Below are 16,112 nucleotides of genomic sequence, written 5' to 3' on the forward strand. Positions count from 1 at the left end.
GGTGCTTCGCTCGGGTTGTTCGGGGATCTACCTGAGTCGGGTAGGTCCGGATCCCGGCTACCAGCCGCGTTCCCGCCACTCGGCCAGCTGCGGGCGTTCGGTGCCGAGGGTGGTGTCGTCGCCGTGACCGGGATAGACGACGGTGTCGTCGGGGTAGCGGGCGAAGAGTTTGGTGGTGACGTCGTGGTAGAGGGAGTCGAAGTCCGCCGGGCTGGTGGTGCGGCCGAGCCCGCCGGGGAACAGCGAGTCGCCGGTGAACAGGTGGACCCGTTGGTCGCCGTCGGTGAGGGCCAGGGTGACCGAGCCCGGGGTGTGGCCGCGCAGGTGGATGACCTCGAAGAACAGCTCGCCGATGTGGATGTGGTCACCGTCGGCGAGCAAGCGGTCGGGACTGACCGGGAGCGGGTCGGCGTCGAGTTCGTGTGCGGCGGTGGGCGCTCCGGTGGCGGCTGTCGTCTGCTTCAGCGCCTGCCAGTGGTCGGGATGCTGATGCGTCGTGACGATGACGCCGATCTGGCCCGGCGCCACGAAGTCGATGAGTTCCGCGATGCGCTCGGCCTCGTTCGCGGCGTCGATGAGCAGCGCCGCTCCGGTGGTCGTGCATTGCACGAGGTAACAGTTGTTGTCCATGCCGCCGACGGACATTTTGATGATGCGGGCACCCGGAACGTCATGCTGCTGCGGATCGGAACCCGGCGAGACATGACCGGTATACGGGCGATCGATGTTGATCACACCGTCGATGCTATCGACCGACGCGATCCCCTGCCATTCCGCGCGTTCCCCAATGCTCGGCAGACCGCACCCGAAGCGCACGGCTTCGCCCGTGGTGTCCGGCGCCGAACTTCTGGGTTGCGGCGTTGACCAGCAGCCGCACGGACGGGTCGCGCGATAGATTCGTGCTATGTCGCTGCCGAATCGTGTTGCCCGCTGGACTTCCTGGGTGGTGCTCAGCGTGCTGTTCGCCGGAGCAGCCCTGGTCGGTGCGCCGACGGGGGTGGCGGAGCCGCCGCTGCGGATGGACACCTACGTCGTCGATTCGGCGCAGGCGCTGAACGGCGGGCAGCTCGATCGGGTGCGGTCGGCGGTGGATCAGCTGTATGCCGACCAGCAGGTGCGGCTGTGGGTGGTGTACGTGCGCGATTTCGGTGGGCTCGGACCGGAGGCGTGGGCGCAGCGCACGGCGTCGGAATCCGGGTTCGGCGATCGCGACCTGATGCTCGCGGTCGCCACGCGGGATCGGTCGTACTGGTTCTATGGGGAATTGCCCAGCGGTGTCAGCGATTCCGAGCTGGACAAGCTGCTGACGCGCGAGGTGGAGCCCGCGATGCGAGACGGCCGGTGGGCGGATGCCGGTATCGCGACGGCGGACGGGCTGAAGTCGGCGATGCGGGGCGGCGGCGTCAACGTCGGCTTTCTGCTCGTCATCGGCGTGCTGGTCGTGCTGGTGGTTGGCGGGTTGCTGTTGTTCGCGCGCAAGCGGCGGCGCGACCGGGCGAACGACGAGCTCGCGGTGGCGCGGGCGGTGGACCCGGACAACACCGCTGCGCTGGCCGCGCTGCCGTTGGCGGCGCTGCACGCACGCTCACGGGAGGCGCTGGTCGAAATCGATAATGCGATCCGCACCAGCGCCGAGGAGTTGGAGCTGGCGACCGGCGAGTTCGGCACCACCGCCGCCCTGCCCTTCATCACCGCGCTCGATCACGCGAAAGCCGCCGCCGCCAAAGCCTTCTCGATCAGGCAGCGGCTCGACGACGAAATCCCGGAAACGCCGGACGAGCAGCGCACGCTCTTGGTCGACCTGATCGGCACGGTCGGTCGAGCCGACCGTGAACTCGACGCCCAGGTCGCCGAATTCGACGCCATGCGCAATCTGCTGATCAACGCCGCCGATCGATTGGACGGGCTGACAAGGGATCTCGTCGAACTAAAGAGCCGCCTGCCCACCTCCGAGGCGGAGCTCTCCCGGCTCACCGCCGCGCACCCGGCCAGCGTGCTCGCCCCGATCCACGACAACACGACCATGGCGCGCGAACGAATCACCTTCGCGGAGCAGAACATCGACACGGGTCGCGCGGCACTCACCAACCCGGTGGGCAAACAGGGCGGGGCGGTCGCCGCGATCCGTTCGGCGGAGGCGGCGGTCGGCCAGGCCCGCACCTTGCTCGACGGCATCGACAACGCGTCCACCAACATTCAGCAGGCTCGCGACGGCCTGGCCGCGGTACTCGATGAACTGCGCCGCGATATCGCCGCCGCCACAGAGCTTTCCGGCTATGGCGGCGCGGAGCTGGCGGCCGCGACAGCAACCGCGCAGACCACCCTGGACAAGGCGGCGGCCACCGCGACAGCCGACCCACTCGATGCCTTCCACGACGCGGTCGCCGCCGACGGCGAACTGGACCGCGCCATCGCCGCGGCCACCGATCGCAAACTCGCCGTGGAGGATCTGCGGCGCCGTCTCGACCAGGCGCTGACCGCCGCCCGCTCCCGGGTGAGCGCCGCATCGGACTACATCACCACCCGGCGCGGCGGCATCGATGCCGAGGCACGCACCCGGTTGTCCGAGGCGCAACGCAATCTCGATGCGGCACAACAACTCGGCGCCACCGATCCCGCGCGGGCACTGACCAGTGCCCAAGCCGCGGCCGACCTCGGCGGACGCGCACTACAGGCCGCGCAGGCCAGCGTGCAGGCTTGGGAGACGGCACAACCGGTGTCGGGTAGGTCGCAGGCAGGCGCGGTGCTCGGTGGCATCTTGATCGACGGACTGCTGCGCGGCGCCGCGAGCGGCGGACGCCGATCCGGGTCGGGCGGCTGGAGCGCGGGCTCCTACGGCGGATCCACGGGTTCGCGGCGGATCAGCCGCGGCGGCCGGTTCTGACGCTTGACCCTGACACCGTGTGAGGTCATAGACCAGGAGTCGTTATGTTCACCATCGGAGACTTCGCCAGACACGGACGGGTGTCGGTGCGCATGCTGCGCCACTACGACGCGATCGGGCTGTTACGCCCGGATCGGGTCGACGAGCACAGCGGCTACCGCTTCTACTCCGGCGGGCAGCTGGCCCGGCTCAATCGCCTTGTCGCACTGAAGGATCTCGGCTTCACCTTGGAGCAGGTCGGCCAGATCCTGGACGACCAGGTCAGCGGCGCGGAACTGCGCGGCATGCTGACACTGCGCCGCGCCGAGCTCGAACAGCGCATCGCGGGCGACCGCGCCAGGTTGGTCCAGGTCGAAACGAGGCTCCGCATCATCGAGAAAGAGGGCGCCATGCCTGTCCATGATGTGATCATCAAGTTCATACCGGCGGTTCGAGTCGCCGAATTGACCGCTGTCGCCGCCAGTTTCGAGCCGGAATCGATCGGCCCGGTCATCGGTCCGCTGTTCGAAGACATCTGCAAACGGCTGGAGCACGCAGGCATACCGATCGTCGGCTACGGCATCGCGTATTACGAAGAGCGCGAAGACGGTTCGGTGCTCGCCCACGCCGCCGTGCCGGTCGATCTCGACCCCGGCGAAGCCCACGATTTCACCGTCGTCGACCTCCCCGCCATCCCCCAGGCCGCCACCGTCGTCCACCGCGGCAGCATGTACGAGGTCCTGGAACCCTGGCAGGCTTTAGGCCGCTGGGTCGACGACAACGGCTACCGCCTCAGCGGCCCCAGCCGCGAGGTAACCCTGGTCTACACCGAAGACCCATCCGGCTGGGTAACCGAACTCCAGGAGCCGATCCGCCCCAAGTAACCATCGAAATCCGCACTCTCACTCGGGATCCGCACTCGCCCTATATTCGGTGCAGATCCCGAGAGAGGGCGCGGCTGCTCAGGCGTGCACGGTGATCGTGTGGTAGCCGGAGGGGCCGGTGGGGAATGAGGGGCGGTGCCTGCCTTCTTGGACTTCGCCGGAGCGGCTGATCGCGCGGGCCTGTATTCGGTGCTCGCCTGGCGAGAGTTCTACCGCGGTGCGCCAGCGGCGCCAGGCGGCGGGGGCGAGTTCGGTGGCGAGATCGGCTGGGTGCCAGTCGCCTTCGTCGATGCGCACCTCTACGCCTGCGACGCCGTGGGGCGGGGCCCAGGCGACTCCGGCGATCGTCGTGATGCCCGCGGCGATTCGGCCGGGTGCGGTTACGTCGATGCGGGCCTGTGGTGTTATCCAGAGTGGGCCCGCTGGCCAACCGCGGCGCGGCCAATAGTCGACGTGGGTGTCGTCGGTAAGTTCCAGTTCGCCAAGCCATTTCGCGCCGGTGTATTGGCCGTACAGGCCGGGCACGAAGACGCGGGCCGGGAAGCCGTGCGCCGGGGTGAGTGGTTCACCGTTCATGCCGATGACCACGTAGCCGGGCCATTCGCCGGAGCGCAGCGGTTCGATCGGTAGCGAGATCGTGTAACCGTCGATGGCTCTGGTGACCAGGCGGGTGGCGTCGGATTCCGGGATCGCGTGCTTCAGTAGATCGGACAGCGGCACCCCGAACCAGCGGCCGTTACCCGCACGGCCCGCACCCGGATGGTTGTGGATGCACACCATGACGGCGTCGAATTCCACTGCGTCCTCGGCCAATTCATGCAGCGTCAAGCGCAAGGGGTGCGCGACCTTGCCGGTGACGGACAGTCGCCAGTGGGCCGGATCGATCCGGGGTGGCCGCAGATTGACATCGGCGACGTACATTCGATGGGCGGCGGTGACCAACGGGGACAGCCCCGGCTCGTCCTCCAGCCCGTCCTGCGGCACCACGCCCAGCGCGCCCATCGGACCGATCCGGCGAATATCGTTGTCCTGCTTGCGGTCCAGATCGTGCTGCAGGGTGTACGCGGCCGCGAACATCCCGGCGCCCGTCGCCAACCAGCCCAGCGCGCCGAGCAGTCCGTGCGGCCGCCTGCGCAGGCCAGCGGCGAGCACTCCGGCGGCCGCGACCGCACCGGCGACGGTAGAGGTGGAACGGGCCGACAGGCGCGTCGCCAACGCCGCCGCACCGGCACCGGAGGCCATCGCGACGGGTGTGCGCAGCCGTTCGGGCAAGGCACCGAGCCCGACGGCGCCGACGACCACACCCGCGGCGACACCGAACCGAGTGACCACCTTGTCGTGCCGACCGGACATAGCGACGGCGGCCTCGACGACCGGCACCGGTACGGCATCGATGAGCGCGCGCCCGACGGTGTCGATCAGCGAACCACCCCTGGTCGCCGCGATCGCCTCGCCGACCCCGAGCGCCGCCACCCCGACCGCGGCCGCTCCGACCCCGCTCCGATCTCCGTTCGTCAGCACCGCTGGCACACCCGCTTCCAACCCGATCGTCCGCTGTCACCTTGCATTCTGCCTGAACGGCGCACCGGCCAGATCGTTTCACCCGCGGCAGGCGGTCCGCCGACCGCCCGTCGGCGACCATCCACGACGCGTCGTCCTGGTCATGCGCCCCACCCGCGTCAGCTACCAGTAGCACTGGCGGCTCACTTCGGCGGCCCCGGCTACTCGTCGATCTCCTCGGCCGACAACGCGGTCAGCTCTTTGAGCACCGCGGCGAGCAGCCGGTCCGCGCCGTCGCCGCCGAGCAGGCCGACGGTCAGCTGGCCGTGAAAGGTGTAGACCAGGAAGGTGATCGCGGCGGAGGCGCCGGTCGAAGGCTTGGGATGTGCGGACAGGTAGACGATTTCGTAGTCGGTGAGAGTGAGTCCGGCGGGGGTTCGGAATCGCGGCACCGCACCGGTATTGGTGATCGCGACGTGACCGGCCAGCGAGTGGATTCGGGTCGGCCCGTAGAAGTCGGGAAAGTGCAACACCGACTGTTGGACGACTCCGCTGGCCAAGTCGGCACGTAGTCGCGCCGAAATCTGTTGGGCCAGTTCGAGAACACTGCCCGAGGGATCGACCTCGGCGGCGAATGACGCGAGTCCGGCCATGTTGGTGCCCTCGGCGGGCGCCACTCGCGGATCCAGCCGCGACCGCATATCCACCGGGTACAGGCCACCCAACGGCACCGGACCGCCAGCCGTTTCGGACGCGTAGGCACGCAGCAGTGCGGCCGTGATCAATCCGTTGACGCTGACACCCCGATGGTGACCCAGTGCCACGATTCGCGCCGTCGCCGCCTCGTCCAGCCGAGTACGTCTCGGCCGGGCGAGCGAACTGGGTGCTGAATCACCAACAGGGACAGGCGCTGCCGTCGCTGGCAACGGCTTGGTCACATCCTCGAAGCCGGACACCGCACCGGCGACAATGCCACGCCGTGCCGCATGCCACTCCAACGACTGCGGATACTCCTGCGGCACAACGGTTATCGGAACCGACCCGACGACGTCGGTATAAAACCCCCAGAACCGCGACAACAGTTCGACGCAATGCCCAGCATCCGCGATGCTGTGATGCGCGAACAGGGTGACCCGCCACCGACCCGCGCCGGACACTACCGCATCCAGATAAGCCAGCTGCGTCCCCGGGTCCACCGGAGTCCCCGGCAAACCCACAGTCTCCACATCACCGTCGGCCACCGAGGCGCCAATCGGCGAATCCCCCGGTCGCAGTAGATATCCCGTCCCCGCGTCGTCTTCCTCGATCCGGCAGAGCACCACCGGAAACGCTAACTGCAATGCGGCGAAGGCCTCTTTCAACGCCGCGACATCGAGCTCCCCCGCCACCGACACCGACCGGCCGGTGTAGGTACCGTGCCGGACAAACCGCTGTTCCGACGGCGCCAACACGCGCACCACTTGATCCTCATCCCGCAACACCTCGCAAGCGTGCGGCAACACCGGCCGGGGCGCAAACGAACGGATGCGCAAGACTGGACGGCATGAGTCTCGCCGCGCATCTGGAAGAACTCGGCCGTCCACTGGTCGAGCATCAGCTCGTCCATCCCACCGTGGCCGGCATCGCCACGGGCGACCTGCCCGAGCCGATCTTCCGTTCCTGGCTGGAGCAGGACTACCTCTTCCTGCTCGACTATGTCCGTGTGTTCAGCCGCCTGGCCTGGCAGGCCCCCGCCGCGCACCTCGGCGACCTGGTGGATCTGGCGCACGCCACCTATCACGACGAGCTCGCGCTGCACCGTTCGCTGGCCGCGGAGTTCGGCGCCGACCTCGGCGGTATCACCAAAGGTGTTGCCTGCGCGGCATATACGGGCTTCCTGCTGGACTCGGCCGCCGATTACGCCGAGGGCCTTGTCGCCATGTACCCGTGCATGTGGGGCTACTCCACGCTGGGCGCACGCCTCGCCGAAAACCCGCCCGCCGAACCGCGCTACCGCCGCTGGGTCGACACCTACGCCGACCCGGCCTTCGCCGCCCTCACCCGCCGCTGCGCCCAAATGATCGACGAAGCGGGCCCCGATCCAGACCGCGCCGAACAACTGTTCCGCGAGGGCATGCGCCACGAACTCGCCTTCTGGGACGTCCCGCGCTGAAGACGCACGAGGAGTCAGCAGAGGCGAGGAGTCAGGGCCGCAGCACGATCTTGCCTCGGGTGTGCCGCTGCTCCAGCTCGCGGTACGCGTCCTGCACCTTGTCGAGCGAGTAGACACCGGCGATCGGCACCTCGATGGCGCCTGCCGCGGCGAGATCGGCCAGCTCGGTGAGCACATCGATGGTGCCCGCGGCAGCGTTGCCCTCGGCCTTCACGCCGTGCTTCTCCACGGCGGCGAAGTTGATGATGGTGTCGATGCGCTCGACCGGAACACCGAGTTCCACGGCGATGTCCACATAATCGGCACCGAACGTATCGATGAACGCGTCCACACCGTCAGGCGCGGCGGCTCGGAGACGGTCGATCAGCCCGTCGCCATAGGCGACCGGCGTCGCGCCGACCTTCCGCAGCCAGTCGTGGTTCGCCTCGCTGGCGATGCCGATCACCTCGGCCCCGCGCGCCCGCAGCAGTTGCACCGCGATCGAACCGACGCCCCCTGCGGCACCGGACACGACGACCACATCGCCTTCGTTGGCCTCCACCGCCCGCATCGTCGCGAAAGCCGTTGTGCCCGCGACATATAACGCACCCGCGACATCCCAGTCCAGCCCGGCGGGCTTGGGCGTCACCTGCGCGACAGGCACCACAACGTGCGTCGCGTGGCTGGCACGATCGTCGGTGAACCCGAGCACCTCGGCACCGACCTCGAGTCCACCTACCTCGGACCCGAGCTCGACGATCCGTCCCGCGAAATCGGTCCCCTCCCCCGACGGAAACGTCGCGGGCCACCGATCGTGCAACGCCCCGCTACGGATGTACGCCTCGCCCGGATTGATGCCCGCCGCGACCACGGCGACCACCACCTGCCCAGGCCCGGCCGTCGGGGTCGGCACGTCGACCACCTTCAACTCATCGATCTCGCCATACCGATCGAACTTCACCGCTCTTGCCATGCTGAGCTCCTCGCTTCGGTGACTTAAGGCATCTCGTGCGTCAACGGCCCGCCCGGCTCGGTTAATTCCCGCGGCAGCGGATTCGAAAACAGCGACGTCAACCCCGCTTGCCACCGAATATCCGTGCGCGATTGAAGCGCGGATCGTCCGCGACGGCCTTACGCTGGCAATCGTGGGTGCGGAGAATGTGCGGGCGTCTGATGCGGACCGCGAGAAGATCGTCGAACAATTGCGGCACGCGATGAACGAGGGCAGGCTGACGCTGCACGAGTACGACGACCGACTGCAGCAGGTATACAGCGCCAAGACCTACGGCGAGCTGACCCCGGTGCTGGCCGACCTTCCCGCGCAACGCGGTTCGCGCGCGATGGTGCCCACCAACCGGATCCCGCAGTGGGTCGTGATCATGTGGATCCCCTGGGTCTTCGTGAACATGCTGACCCTGTTGATCTGGGTGGCCACCGGCGCGGGCTACTTCTGGCCGTTCTGGGTGGCGGTGCCGTGGGGCATGGCGCTGCTCATCCCGACGGCGATCGGAATCACCGTGCGCGGCAACGGTTCCGGGTCGCAGCGTCCGCAGCTGCCGCCGACGCCACCGACGCCGCCACTGCCGCCGAGGCACTGAACGACGAACGGCCCGCACCGATCACCCGGTGCGGGCCGTTCGTTCGCGAAAGCCTCAGGAACCCAGCAGATGCTGGGCCAGGTAGCCCTCCACCTTGTCCAGCGCGATCCGTTCCTGCGCCATCGAGTCCCGCTCGCGGATGGTCACCGCTTGATCGTCGAGGGTGTCGAAGTCGACGGTGATGCAGAACGGGGTGCCGATCTCGTCCTGACGCCGGTAGCGGCGGCCGATGGCGCCCGCGTCGTCGAACTCCACGTTCCAGTTCCGGCGCAACTGTGCGGCAAGGTCTTTCGCCTTCGGCGTCAGATCCGCGTTGCGCGACAACGGAAGTACCGCAGCCTTGACCGGGGCGAGCCTGCGATCCAGTCGCAGCACCGTGCGAGTGTCCACGCCGCCCTTGGCATTCGGCGCCTCGTCCTCGGCGTACGCGTCGACCAGGAACGCCATCAGCGAGCGGGTCAGGCCGGCCGCGGGCTCGATGACATACGGCACGTAGCGCTCGTTGGTGGTCTGGTCGAAGAAGCTGAGCTCGGTGCCCGAGTGCTCGGAGTGCGTCTTGAGGTCGAAGTCGGTGCGGTTGGCCACGCCTTCGAGCTCACCCCACTCGTTGCCCTGGAAGCCGAAGCGGTACTCGATGTCGGTGGTGCCTGCCGAGTAGTGCGACAGCTTTTCCTTCGGGTGCTCGTAGAGCCGCAGGTTGTCCGGGTTGATGCCGAGGTCGGTGTACCAGGAGAAGCGGGTCTCGATCCAGTACTTGTGCCACTCCGCGTCCTCGCCGGGCTTGACGAAGAACTCCATCTCCATCTGCTCGAACTCGCGGGTGCGGAAGATGAAGTTGCCGGGGGTGATCTCGTTGCGGAAGCTCTTGCCGATCTGCGCGATGCCGAACGGCGGCTTCTTGCGCGCGGTGGTCATCACGTTCGCGAAGTTGACGAAGATGCCCTGCGCGGTCTCGGGCCGCAGATAGTGCATGCCCTCCTCGGACTCGATCGGGCCGAGGTAGGTCTTGAGCATCATGTTGAAGTCGCGCGGCTCGGTCCACTTGCCGACGGTGCCGCAGCTGGTGCAGGCGATCAGCTCCATCGAGACGGTGTCCGGGTCGTCGATCTTGTGCTTGAGCGCGTACGCCTCCTGCAGGTGATCCTGCCGGAAGCGGTGGTGGCAGTTCAGGCACTCCACCAGCGGATCGTTGAACACACCGACGTGGCCCGAGGCCACCCACACCTGGCGCGGCAGGATCACCGACGAGTCGAGGCCGACGATGTCCTCGCGGCTGGTGACCATGGACCGCCACCATTGCCGCTTGATGTTCTCCTTGAGCTCGACGCCCAGTGGACCGTAGTCCCAGGCCGATTTGGTGCCTCCGTAGATCTCACCGCTCGGGTACACCAGACCCCGGCGCTTGGCGAGGTTGGCAACGGTGTCCACCTTCGACTTGGGTGCCACTCGAGAATTCTCCATCCACTACGAGTCGGATTCATTCGGTCCGATCAGACCTCGCCCACAGACTATCGGCCCTGCCCAATCGAGTTTCCACCGCACGGGCAACCTCGCCCGTGTCACCGGCAGGTTCTTGGTATTGCGGCCTTGACCGCCGGCAGGCAGCATCGAGGGGACGCCGGTGCGATGCTTGCCCGGCAGGAGCGTTTCCGGGGGTAGGCGATGTATCAGTATCCGCCAGACGAATTCGATCATCAGCGGTTCGACCGTGCGAAACGCCACCGCACTATCGGGATCGTCGTCGGGATCATCGTGGTTGTCCTGGTGGTCGGCTATCTGGTCCTGAGGAACGCGCCGTCGCCGTCACACTCGACCGCACGGGCCACCCCTGCGGTGGACAACCGTGCCGAGGTCGACCCGAGTCGCCCCTTCGAGCACACACCGGCGGCGATCTGGCCCGAGGGCGAGGCGGGCATCATGCCGCCACCCGCCCAACCGATCGGCCGCTACCCGGCCGATCAGGTGGCCGACATCATGGCCAAGGTGCGACAGCTGATCATCACCGCGCGACTGGATCGGCATGTGCTGCAGACCCACGATCCGGAACCGGTGCTCGCCCAGCTCGCCGCGCATCAAGTCGAGGACATCCGCGGCCGACTCGGCGACGACGCGCACACCTGGTGGGTCACCACCAAACTCGCCGACCGCTACCCACTGCTGGCTGCGCTCCCCCGCGTCACCGGTTCGATGACACCGACGCTCAACGACAAGAGCGAATTGACGATCAAAACCAATTACCTGATCGCCTACGCCTTCGACGTCGGCACCACGACGGTGGACGGTCCGATGGACATCATGGCGGTCGACCGGCAGGAGGTCGACTACGTGTGGGTGGATGATCCGGCGTACGACGCGGGGTCGCAGGGCATGTGGTTCGGCGAGGTCAAGGGCTTCGTCTACGCGGCCAACTGCCCGCTGCATCGTCGCGGCCTGCTTGCGCCGAGCTACCCCACCCCACCCCACTTCGGACCGGCCGCGCCCGCGGCACCGCGCAACGAAGCGGAATACTTCGATCCGTCGGTGCCGATCCCACAGGACAACGACTGCTGAATCACCGACTCTCGGCGCGCCCGTTTGACATGCGCAACTGTGCATATCAAAATGGAATCGCTTTCCATTAAGGAGTTGGTGCCATGACCGCCGAGACCGCCACCGCCCATCCGCACAACCCGTACCGCTCGCCCGCGCCCGCGCCGGTACCGGCGCGCACCGTCCTGGAGGACGCGGGTGAGCTGCTGCGCGCACTGGCCGCACCGGTGCGCATCGCCATTGTGCTGCAACTGCGCGAGTCGCCGCGCTGCGTGCACGAGCTGGTCGACGCGCTCGGGGTCACCCAACCGCTGGTGAGTCAGCACCTGCGCATCCTCAAGTCCGCGGGCGTCGTACACGGCGAGCGGTCCGGTCGCGAGGTGCTCTACGAACTCGTCGACGACCACCTCGCGCACATCGTGGTCGACGCCGTCGCGCACGCCGAGGAAGGGTAATTCGTGCCAGAGAACAGTGTCGTTCCGCAGAAGGCGGTCGGCATCCGTAGCACCAGACAGCGCAGTGCCATCGCCGCACTGCTCGGCGACATCGAGGAGTTCCGCTCCGCCCAGGAGTTGCACGACGAGTTGCGCAAGCGCGGCGAAGGCATCGGCCTGACCACCGTCTATCGCACGCTGCAGTCGCTGGCCGACGCGGGCATGGTCGATGTGTTGCGCACCGACTCCGGCGAGTCCGTCTATCGGCAATGTTCCACCGGGCACCACCACCACCTGGTGTGCAGGCAGTGCGGGCGCACCGTCGAGGTGGAGGGTCCCACCGTGGAGGCCTGGGCAGGCGCCATCGCGCGCGAGCACGGGTTCATCGAGGTCAGCCACACCATGGAGGTGTTCGGCACCTGCGAGTCCTGTGCGTCCGCGGGCGACGGCGACGGCCGGACCACGATGTAGTCCACGCTTCGGTTCACTCAGCGGACCGAGCCCTGGTTAACACCGCACCTTCCCGTGCAGATTTCAACGCGAACCCACGAACGCCCGGCCGACCCGGGTGTCGCGCTCTGGGGTTTGCATATTTCCGGGAGGCTCAGCGTGCGTACGACCCTGATTTCATCTGTAGTTCCGGCGCGTAACCGTCGAATCCGCACCGCCGCAACAGCAGCGGCGATGCTCAGCGCGGCCGCGTTGGTACTGACGGCATGCAACGACAAGGACGGCGCGGCGACCCCGGTTTCGGCGACCCCGGCGACCAGTGTGGCCGCCAACGGCGCGCCGGGCAGCAACAACGCGAGCCAGTCGACGGTGCGGACCGTCGGAAAGACCGGCTGGTACGAGGGCTTCGACATCACCGTCAACAAGGCGACCGTGGTGCCCGACGAATTCGGCGGCGCGAAGGCGCTGATCGACATCACCTACAAGAACACCACTCTCGACAACAAGACGATCAGCAACAACACCTCGCTGCTGGTCGGCAACGAGGTCGACGGCGGCGCGCTGTGGGACAACCCGACGGTGCCCGGCGGCGGTTCTGCCGCGGGCAAGGTGACCACGTCGGTCAAGTCCGCCAAGGACGCCGAGCACCTGATCGACACGATGACCGTGGTGTACGGCCAGGCCGCGGACAACCAGACCAAGATCCCGCTCAGCGCCGCGGGCAAGGTGGACAGCGTGCAGCCGAAGACCCTCCCCGTCACCGGCACGCTGGTGCAGGACCAGACCACCATCCAGGTGACCGCGGGCAAACTCGGCCCGAGCTACACCAAGGACGAGCACGGCAAGGACGAACTCGCCCTGCACATCAAAATCATTGGCGGATCCGGCATCTCGGCCGGCGGCCTTAACATCTTCACCGAATACTTCTCGCTGAAAACCCCCGACGGCCAGAGCATCGTCGCCGACGACCGCAGCCCGATCAACGAACTGCTCGACGCGAACAAGACCATCGACAACGCGAAGGATTACGTCGTCTTCGTCGTGCCCGCCCCGGCCACCGGCAACTACGTCCTGACCTACAACAGTCAGAAGGAGGAAGGCGCGGCCACCGCCCCCACCCTCGCCTTCACCGTCAGCTGATTCTCGAAAGCGGGTTCAGCCGCTACGAAACGGCCCCGGAGATGTTCTCCGGGGCCGTTTCTATTGTCCACCGACCTGTTTCCATCCAGAACGTCTCCGGTGACGAAGACCTAATCGACACCTGTCGCTCGACCGGCCGAACATTTGATTATAGATAGCGCAGGCCGATCGGACGGACTCTCACACCGAAGGGAACAACCCGAACATGCTCGCGATAAGAAGCAGTTGGCTGGCCGTGTTCGCGATGGCTGTGGCCGTGCTGCTCTGTGCGTCGGCAGGTCACGCCAAGGCGTATCCCGAAGAAGTTGAACAGCAGAAAGCCATGCAGATCATCAACTTCGTTTGCGAAGACGGAGGCACAGCGCCGCGTAGCCACATATGGTATACGACGCATAACGATATCCAGCGCCAGGCGCCGTACACCTGGGTATTCAACGATAAATACCGCTCCAACAATCCGAATTGCAACCCGTTCGAGAGTACGCTGTACGAGCTCTACGGTGACGAATTCAATCCCGTGACCAGGGAGAAGATGTGCTCGGATCTGACGGATTTCTCTCGAGCATTGAAGAACAACGTGGTCGACCACAAGGGTGACATCAAGGCGTGCTGCGCTACCGAGGACGGCATGGAGAAGTTCTTCGAGAAGAAGCTCGACGATCAGATCGCAAATAACGAGAAACAACTCGAAGCGATCGACGATGAGGAGAGGTACGCGGATGAGCACAAGGGGAACGATAACGATCTCAAATATCTGAACCTCTGGACCTGCGACAAAAACAAGTCCTACTGCTAGCTGGACAAAATCCCGCACCTCTGCATGTCGCAGCCGCAATTACTCTCGGGATATGACGGCGCGTCTACTCGACGTTCGGCGCCGTCATGTCCCGCGAGCGGAGCATCAGCCGGTGGTAGCAGCGACGGGAGCCGGGGCTGCGGCCTCGGGGACGCGGGCGCGCAATGCGCCGATACCAAGGAGCACGAGGGCGGCGGCAGCCCAAATCAGTAGCACCGCAAGTGGTTTGCCGGCCCCCGCGCCGTCGAAGAAGGCGACCGAGCGGAGCAGCGAGGCGGCGGCGCCGGGTGGGAGGACCTGGCCGATGGCGCCCCAGGGCTTCGGGAGGAGTTCCGGGGCCGAGGTGGCGGCGGAGAACGGGTTGCCGATGAGCAACATGGTGAGTGCGGCGATGCCGATGCCTACCCGGCCGATCGCGGTGGAGAGTCCGACGACGGCACCCGCGACGGCGAACGAGACGAGGCCTGCGACGGCGGACAGTTCGAGGTAAGAACCCGGTACCACCGACATCCAACCCTGAATGATCTCCATGCTCAGCAGACCGCCTACCACGCCAAAGGTGAGCAGTCCCAATGCTTTTCCGCCGACCGTCGGGATCAGCAGGCTGAGCAGCACGCCCGCCGCGATGCCCGACAACGCCAACGGCAGCACCATCGCGCCGAACGCGGTGCCGCGCGGATCGTCGGAGTCGGCGGCCACCACATCGTCCACCCGCGGTGCCGGTCCCCCGGCCAGCTGCTGGCCGATCTGCGTGAGTTGTTGCGCGACAGCCGGACTCGCGGCGGAGGCGATCAGGACGCGGGGCGGTCCGTCGCCGGTGACGATGGCGCCGTACACCTCTCGGTCTTCGATGGCGGCGCGCGCGGCGGCTTCGTCGGCCGGGCGCGCGATGTCGAACGCGTCCGGACTGTGCGCGGCGAGCTGCGTCACGACCAGGTCGGCCTGCGGGCCGGTGACGGCGATGGGCAGATCGCGCGGGCGATATTGGCGGCGGGCCAGGCGAAGGCGATCAGCATCAGCGCTTGGAGCAGTGCGGCGCCGACGCCGACGGCGAGCGCTCGCTGGGTGGTGGTCATGACGTTCTCCCGTAAATCGAATGACCGTTCTCTTTCGATGCACATATCGTCGCCCGCACCAAGGAGCTTGTCAAGAACGGATGTTCGTTTTAGTTTGTAAGCATGCCTAAGGTCAGCGAAGAGCACCTGGAACGCCGCAGACAGCAGATCCTCGACGCCGCGCGCCTGTGCTTCGCCCGCAAGGGCTTCCACGAGACCTCCATGCAGGACGTCTTCGCCGAATCGGGATTATCCGCCGGGGCGGTGTACCGCTACTTCAAGAGCAAAGACGACCTCATCGCGGCGCTGGCCACCCAGACGACGGTGCCCTTGCGCGCACTGATGACCGAGCTGATCCACGCCGATCCCCTGCCGACACCGGACCGTTTCGTCGCCGCGATGGCCGAGCACATGGTCGCGAACAGTGGACCCGAGGGCCCGGTGCGACTAGCCCCGCAGGCGTGGGCACTGGCATTGGTGGACGCCGATGCCGCCGAGTACGTCAAGGACGCGATCCTCGGCATCCGCGGCTGCTGCTACGAATACACCGAGCGCATGCGCGACGCGGGCTGGCTCGCCGCCGACGCCGACACCCACGCGACGGCCACCGCCCTCATGGGCGTGCTGCCCGGATTCATGTTGCAGCACTTGATAATCGGCGACCTCGACCCGCAGACTCTCGCCCGCGGTCTGCGCACCCTGCTCGCCTACAACGGCCCCGCCGCCTGACGC

General features: G+C 66.9%; 17 protein-coding genes. 10 read left to right on the forward strand and 7 right to left on the reverse strand.

Annotation, left to right across the window (positions count from 1 at the left end; translation table 11 throughout):
* Positions 1-57 precede the first annotated feature (57 nt).
* Complete coding sequence (locus ACIA8C_RS32605; RefSeq protein ID WP_397141376.1) at positions 58-735, reverse strand: MBL fold metallo-hydrolase; 678 nt, start codon at positions 733-735, stop codon at positions 58-60.
* 169 nt (positions 736-904) lie between these two features.
* Between ACIA8C_RS32605 and ACIA8C_RS32610 the strand changes: the two genes are divergently transcribed.
* Together ACIA8C_RS32610 and ACIA8C_RS32615 are read left to right on the forward strand one after the other, a co-directional pair.
* On the forward strand, positions 905-2,884 hold the full coding sequence (locus ACIA8C_RS32610; RefSeq protein WP_397141378.1) for a TPM domain-containing protein: 1,980 nt from the start codon (positions 905-907) through the stop codon (positions 2,882-2,884).
* 44 nt (positions 2,885-2,928) lie between these two features.
* A complete protein-coding gene (locus tag ACIA8C_RS32615) occupies positions 2,929-3,747 on the forward strand; it encodes a MerR family transcriptional regulator (RefSeq protein ID WP_397141380.1) in 819 nt (272 codons plus the stop codon).
* Between the two features lie 78 nt (positions 3,748-3,825).
* Here the strand turns inward: ACIA8C_RS32615 and ACIA8C_RS32620 are convergent, their stop codons facing one another.
* Positions 3,826-5,268, reverse strand: coding sequence for a molybdopterin-dependent oxidoreductase (locus tag ACIA8C_RS32620; RefSeq protein ID WP_397141382.1), 1,443 nt, complete (start codon positions 5,266-5,268; stop codon positions 3,826-3,828).
* Between the two features lie 200 nt (positions 5,269-5,468).
* Positions 5,469-6,704 carry an acyltransferase gene (locus ACIA8C_RS32625; protein WP_397141384.1) on the reverse strand — a complete coding sequence of 412 codons (1,236 nt, stop codon included), beginning with the start codon at positions 6,702-6,704 and terminating at the stop codon, positions 5,469-5,471.
* An 86-nt stretch (positions 6,705-6,790) separates the two neighbouring features.
* Here ACIA8C_RS32625 and ACIA8C_RS32630 point away from each other — a divergent pair, with 86 nt between their 5' ends.
* On the forward strand, positions 6,791-7,399 hold the full coding sequence (locus ACIA8C_RS32630) for a TenA family protein (RefSeq protein WP_397141386.1): 609 nt from the start codon (positions 6,791-6,793) through the stop codon (positions 7,397-7,399).
* A gap of 31 nt (positions 7,400-7,430) precedes the next feature.
* Here the strand turns inward: ACIA8C_RS32630 and ACIA8C_RS32635 are convergent, their stop codons facing one another.
* Positions 7,431-8,351 (reverse strand): NADP-dependent oxidoreductase, encoded by a 921-nt coding sequence (locus tag ACIA8C_RS32635; protein ID WP_397141388.1) that lies wholly within the window; start codon positions 8,349-8,351, stop codon positions 7,431-7,433.
* Between the two features lie 172 nt (positions 8,352-8,523).
* On the opposite strand from ACIA8C_RS32635, the gene ACIA8C_RS32640 reads away from it, so the two are divergent.
* Positions 8,524-8,976 (forward strand): DUF1707 domain-containing protein, encoded by a 453-nt coding sequence (locus ACIA8C_RS32640; protein ID WP_397141390.1) that lies wholly within the window; start codon positions 8,524-8,526, stop codon positions 8,974-8,976.
* A gap of 54 nt (positions 8,977-9,030) precedes the next feature.
* On the opposite strand, the gene ACIA8C_RS32645 is transcribed toward ACIA8C_RS32640, so the two are convergent.
* The gene (locus tag ACIA8C_RS32645) at positions 9,031-10,422 is read right to left on the reverse strand and encodes a glycine--tRNA ligase (protein ID WP_396989357.1); all 1,392 of its coding nucleotides are present in this window, start codon (positions 10,420-10,422) and stop codon (positions 9,031-9,033) included.
* 216 nt (positions 10,423-10,638) lie between these two features.
* Here ACIA8C_RS32645 and ACIA8C_RS32650 point away from each other — a divergent pair, with 216 nt between their 5' ends.
* The 5 genes from ACIA8C_RS32650 (at position 10,639) to ACIA8C_RS32670 (ending at position 14,325) form a co-directional block, all read left to right on the forward strand.
* Positions 10,639-11,526 (forward strand): hypothetical protein, encoded by an 888-nt coding sequence (locus tag ACIA8C_RS32650; RefSeq protein ID WP_397141392.1) that lies wholly within the window; start codon positions 10,639-10,641, stop codon positions 11,524-11,526.
* Between the two features lie 83 nt (positions 11,527-11,609).
* Positions 11,610-11,960 carry an ArsR/SmtB family transcription factor gene (locus ACIA8C_RS32655; RefSeq protein WP_378680133.1) on the forward strand — a complete coding sequence of 117 codons (351 nt, stop codon included), beginning with the start codon at positions 11,610-11,612 and terminating at the stop codon, positions 11,958-11,960.
* Between the two features lie 3 nt (positions 11,961-11,963).
* Positions 11,964-12,410 carry a Fur family transcriptional regulator gene (locus ACIA8C_RS32660; protein WP_397141394.1) on the forward strand — a complete coding sequence of 149 codons (447 nt, stop codon included), beginning with the start codon at positions 11,964-11,966 and terminating at the stop codon, positions 12,408-12,410.
* A gap of 138 nt (positions 12,411-12,548) precedes the next feature.
* Positions 12,549-13,529 carry a hypothetical protein gene (locus tag ACIA8C_RS32665; protein ID WP_397141396.1) on the forward strand — a complete coding sequence of 327 codons (981 nt, stop codon included), beginning with the start codon at positions 12,549-12,551 and terminating at the stop codon, positions 13,527-13,529.
* A gap of 205 nt (positions 13,530-13,734) precedes the next feature.
* On the forward strand, positions 13,735-14,325 hold the full coding sequence (locus tag ACIA8C_RS32670; protein ID WP_397141398.1) for a hypothetical protein: 591 nt from the start codon (positions 13,735-13,737) through the stop codon (positions 14,323-14,325).
* A gap of 105 nt (positions 14,326-14,430) precedes the next feature.
* Here the strand turns inward: ACIA8C_RS32670 and ACIA8C_RS32675 are convergent, their stop codons facing one another.
* Entirely contained in the window at positions 14,431-15,255 is an 825-nt protein-coding gene (locus ACIA8C_RS32675; protein ID WP_397141400.1) for a hypothetical protein, read from the reverse strand.
* On the reverse strand, positions 15,252-15,401 hold the full coding sequence (locus ACIA8C_RS32680) for a hypothetical protein (protein ID WP_397141402.1): 150 nt from the start codon (positions 15,399-15,401) through the stop codon (positions 15,252-15,254). The genes ACIA8C_RS32675 and ACIA8C_RS32680 overlap by 4 nt, the downstream gene beginning before the upstream one ends.
* Before the next feature lie 102 nt (positions 15,402-15,503).
* On the opposite strand from ACIA8C_RS32680, the gene ACIA8C_RS32685 reads away from it, so the two are divergent.
* Entirely contained in the window at positions 15,504-16,109 is a 606-nt protein-coding gene (locus tag ACIA8C_RS32685) for a TetR/AcrR family transcriptional regulator (protein ID WP_397141404.1), read from the forward strand.
* Positions 16,110-16,112: the final 3 nt, after the last annotated feature.

It is taken from the genome of Nocardia sp. NPDC051321 (assembly GCF_044455225.1).
Lineage (GTDB): Bacteria > Actinomycetota > Actinomycetes > Mycobacteriales > Mycobacteriaceae > Nocardia.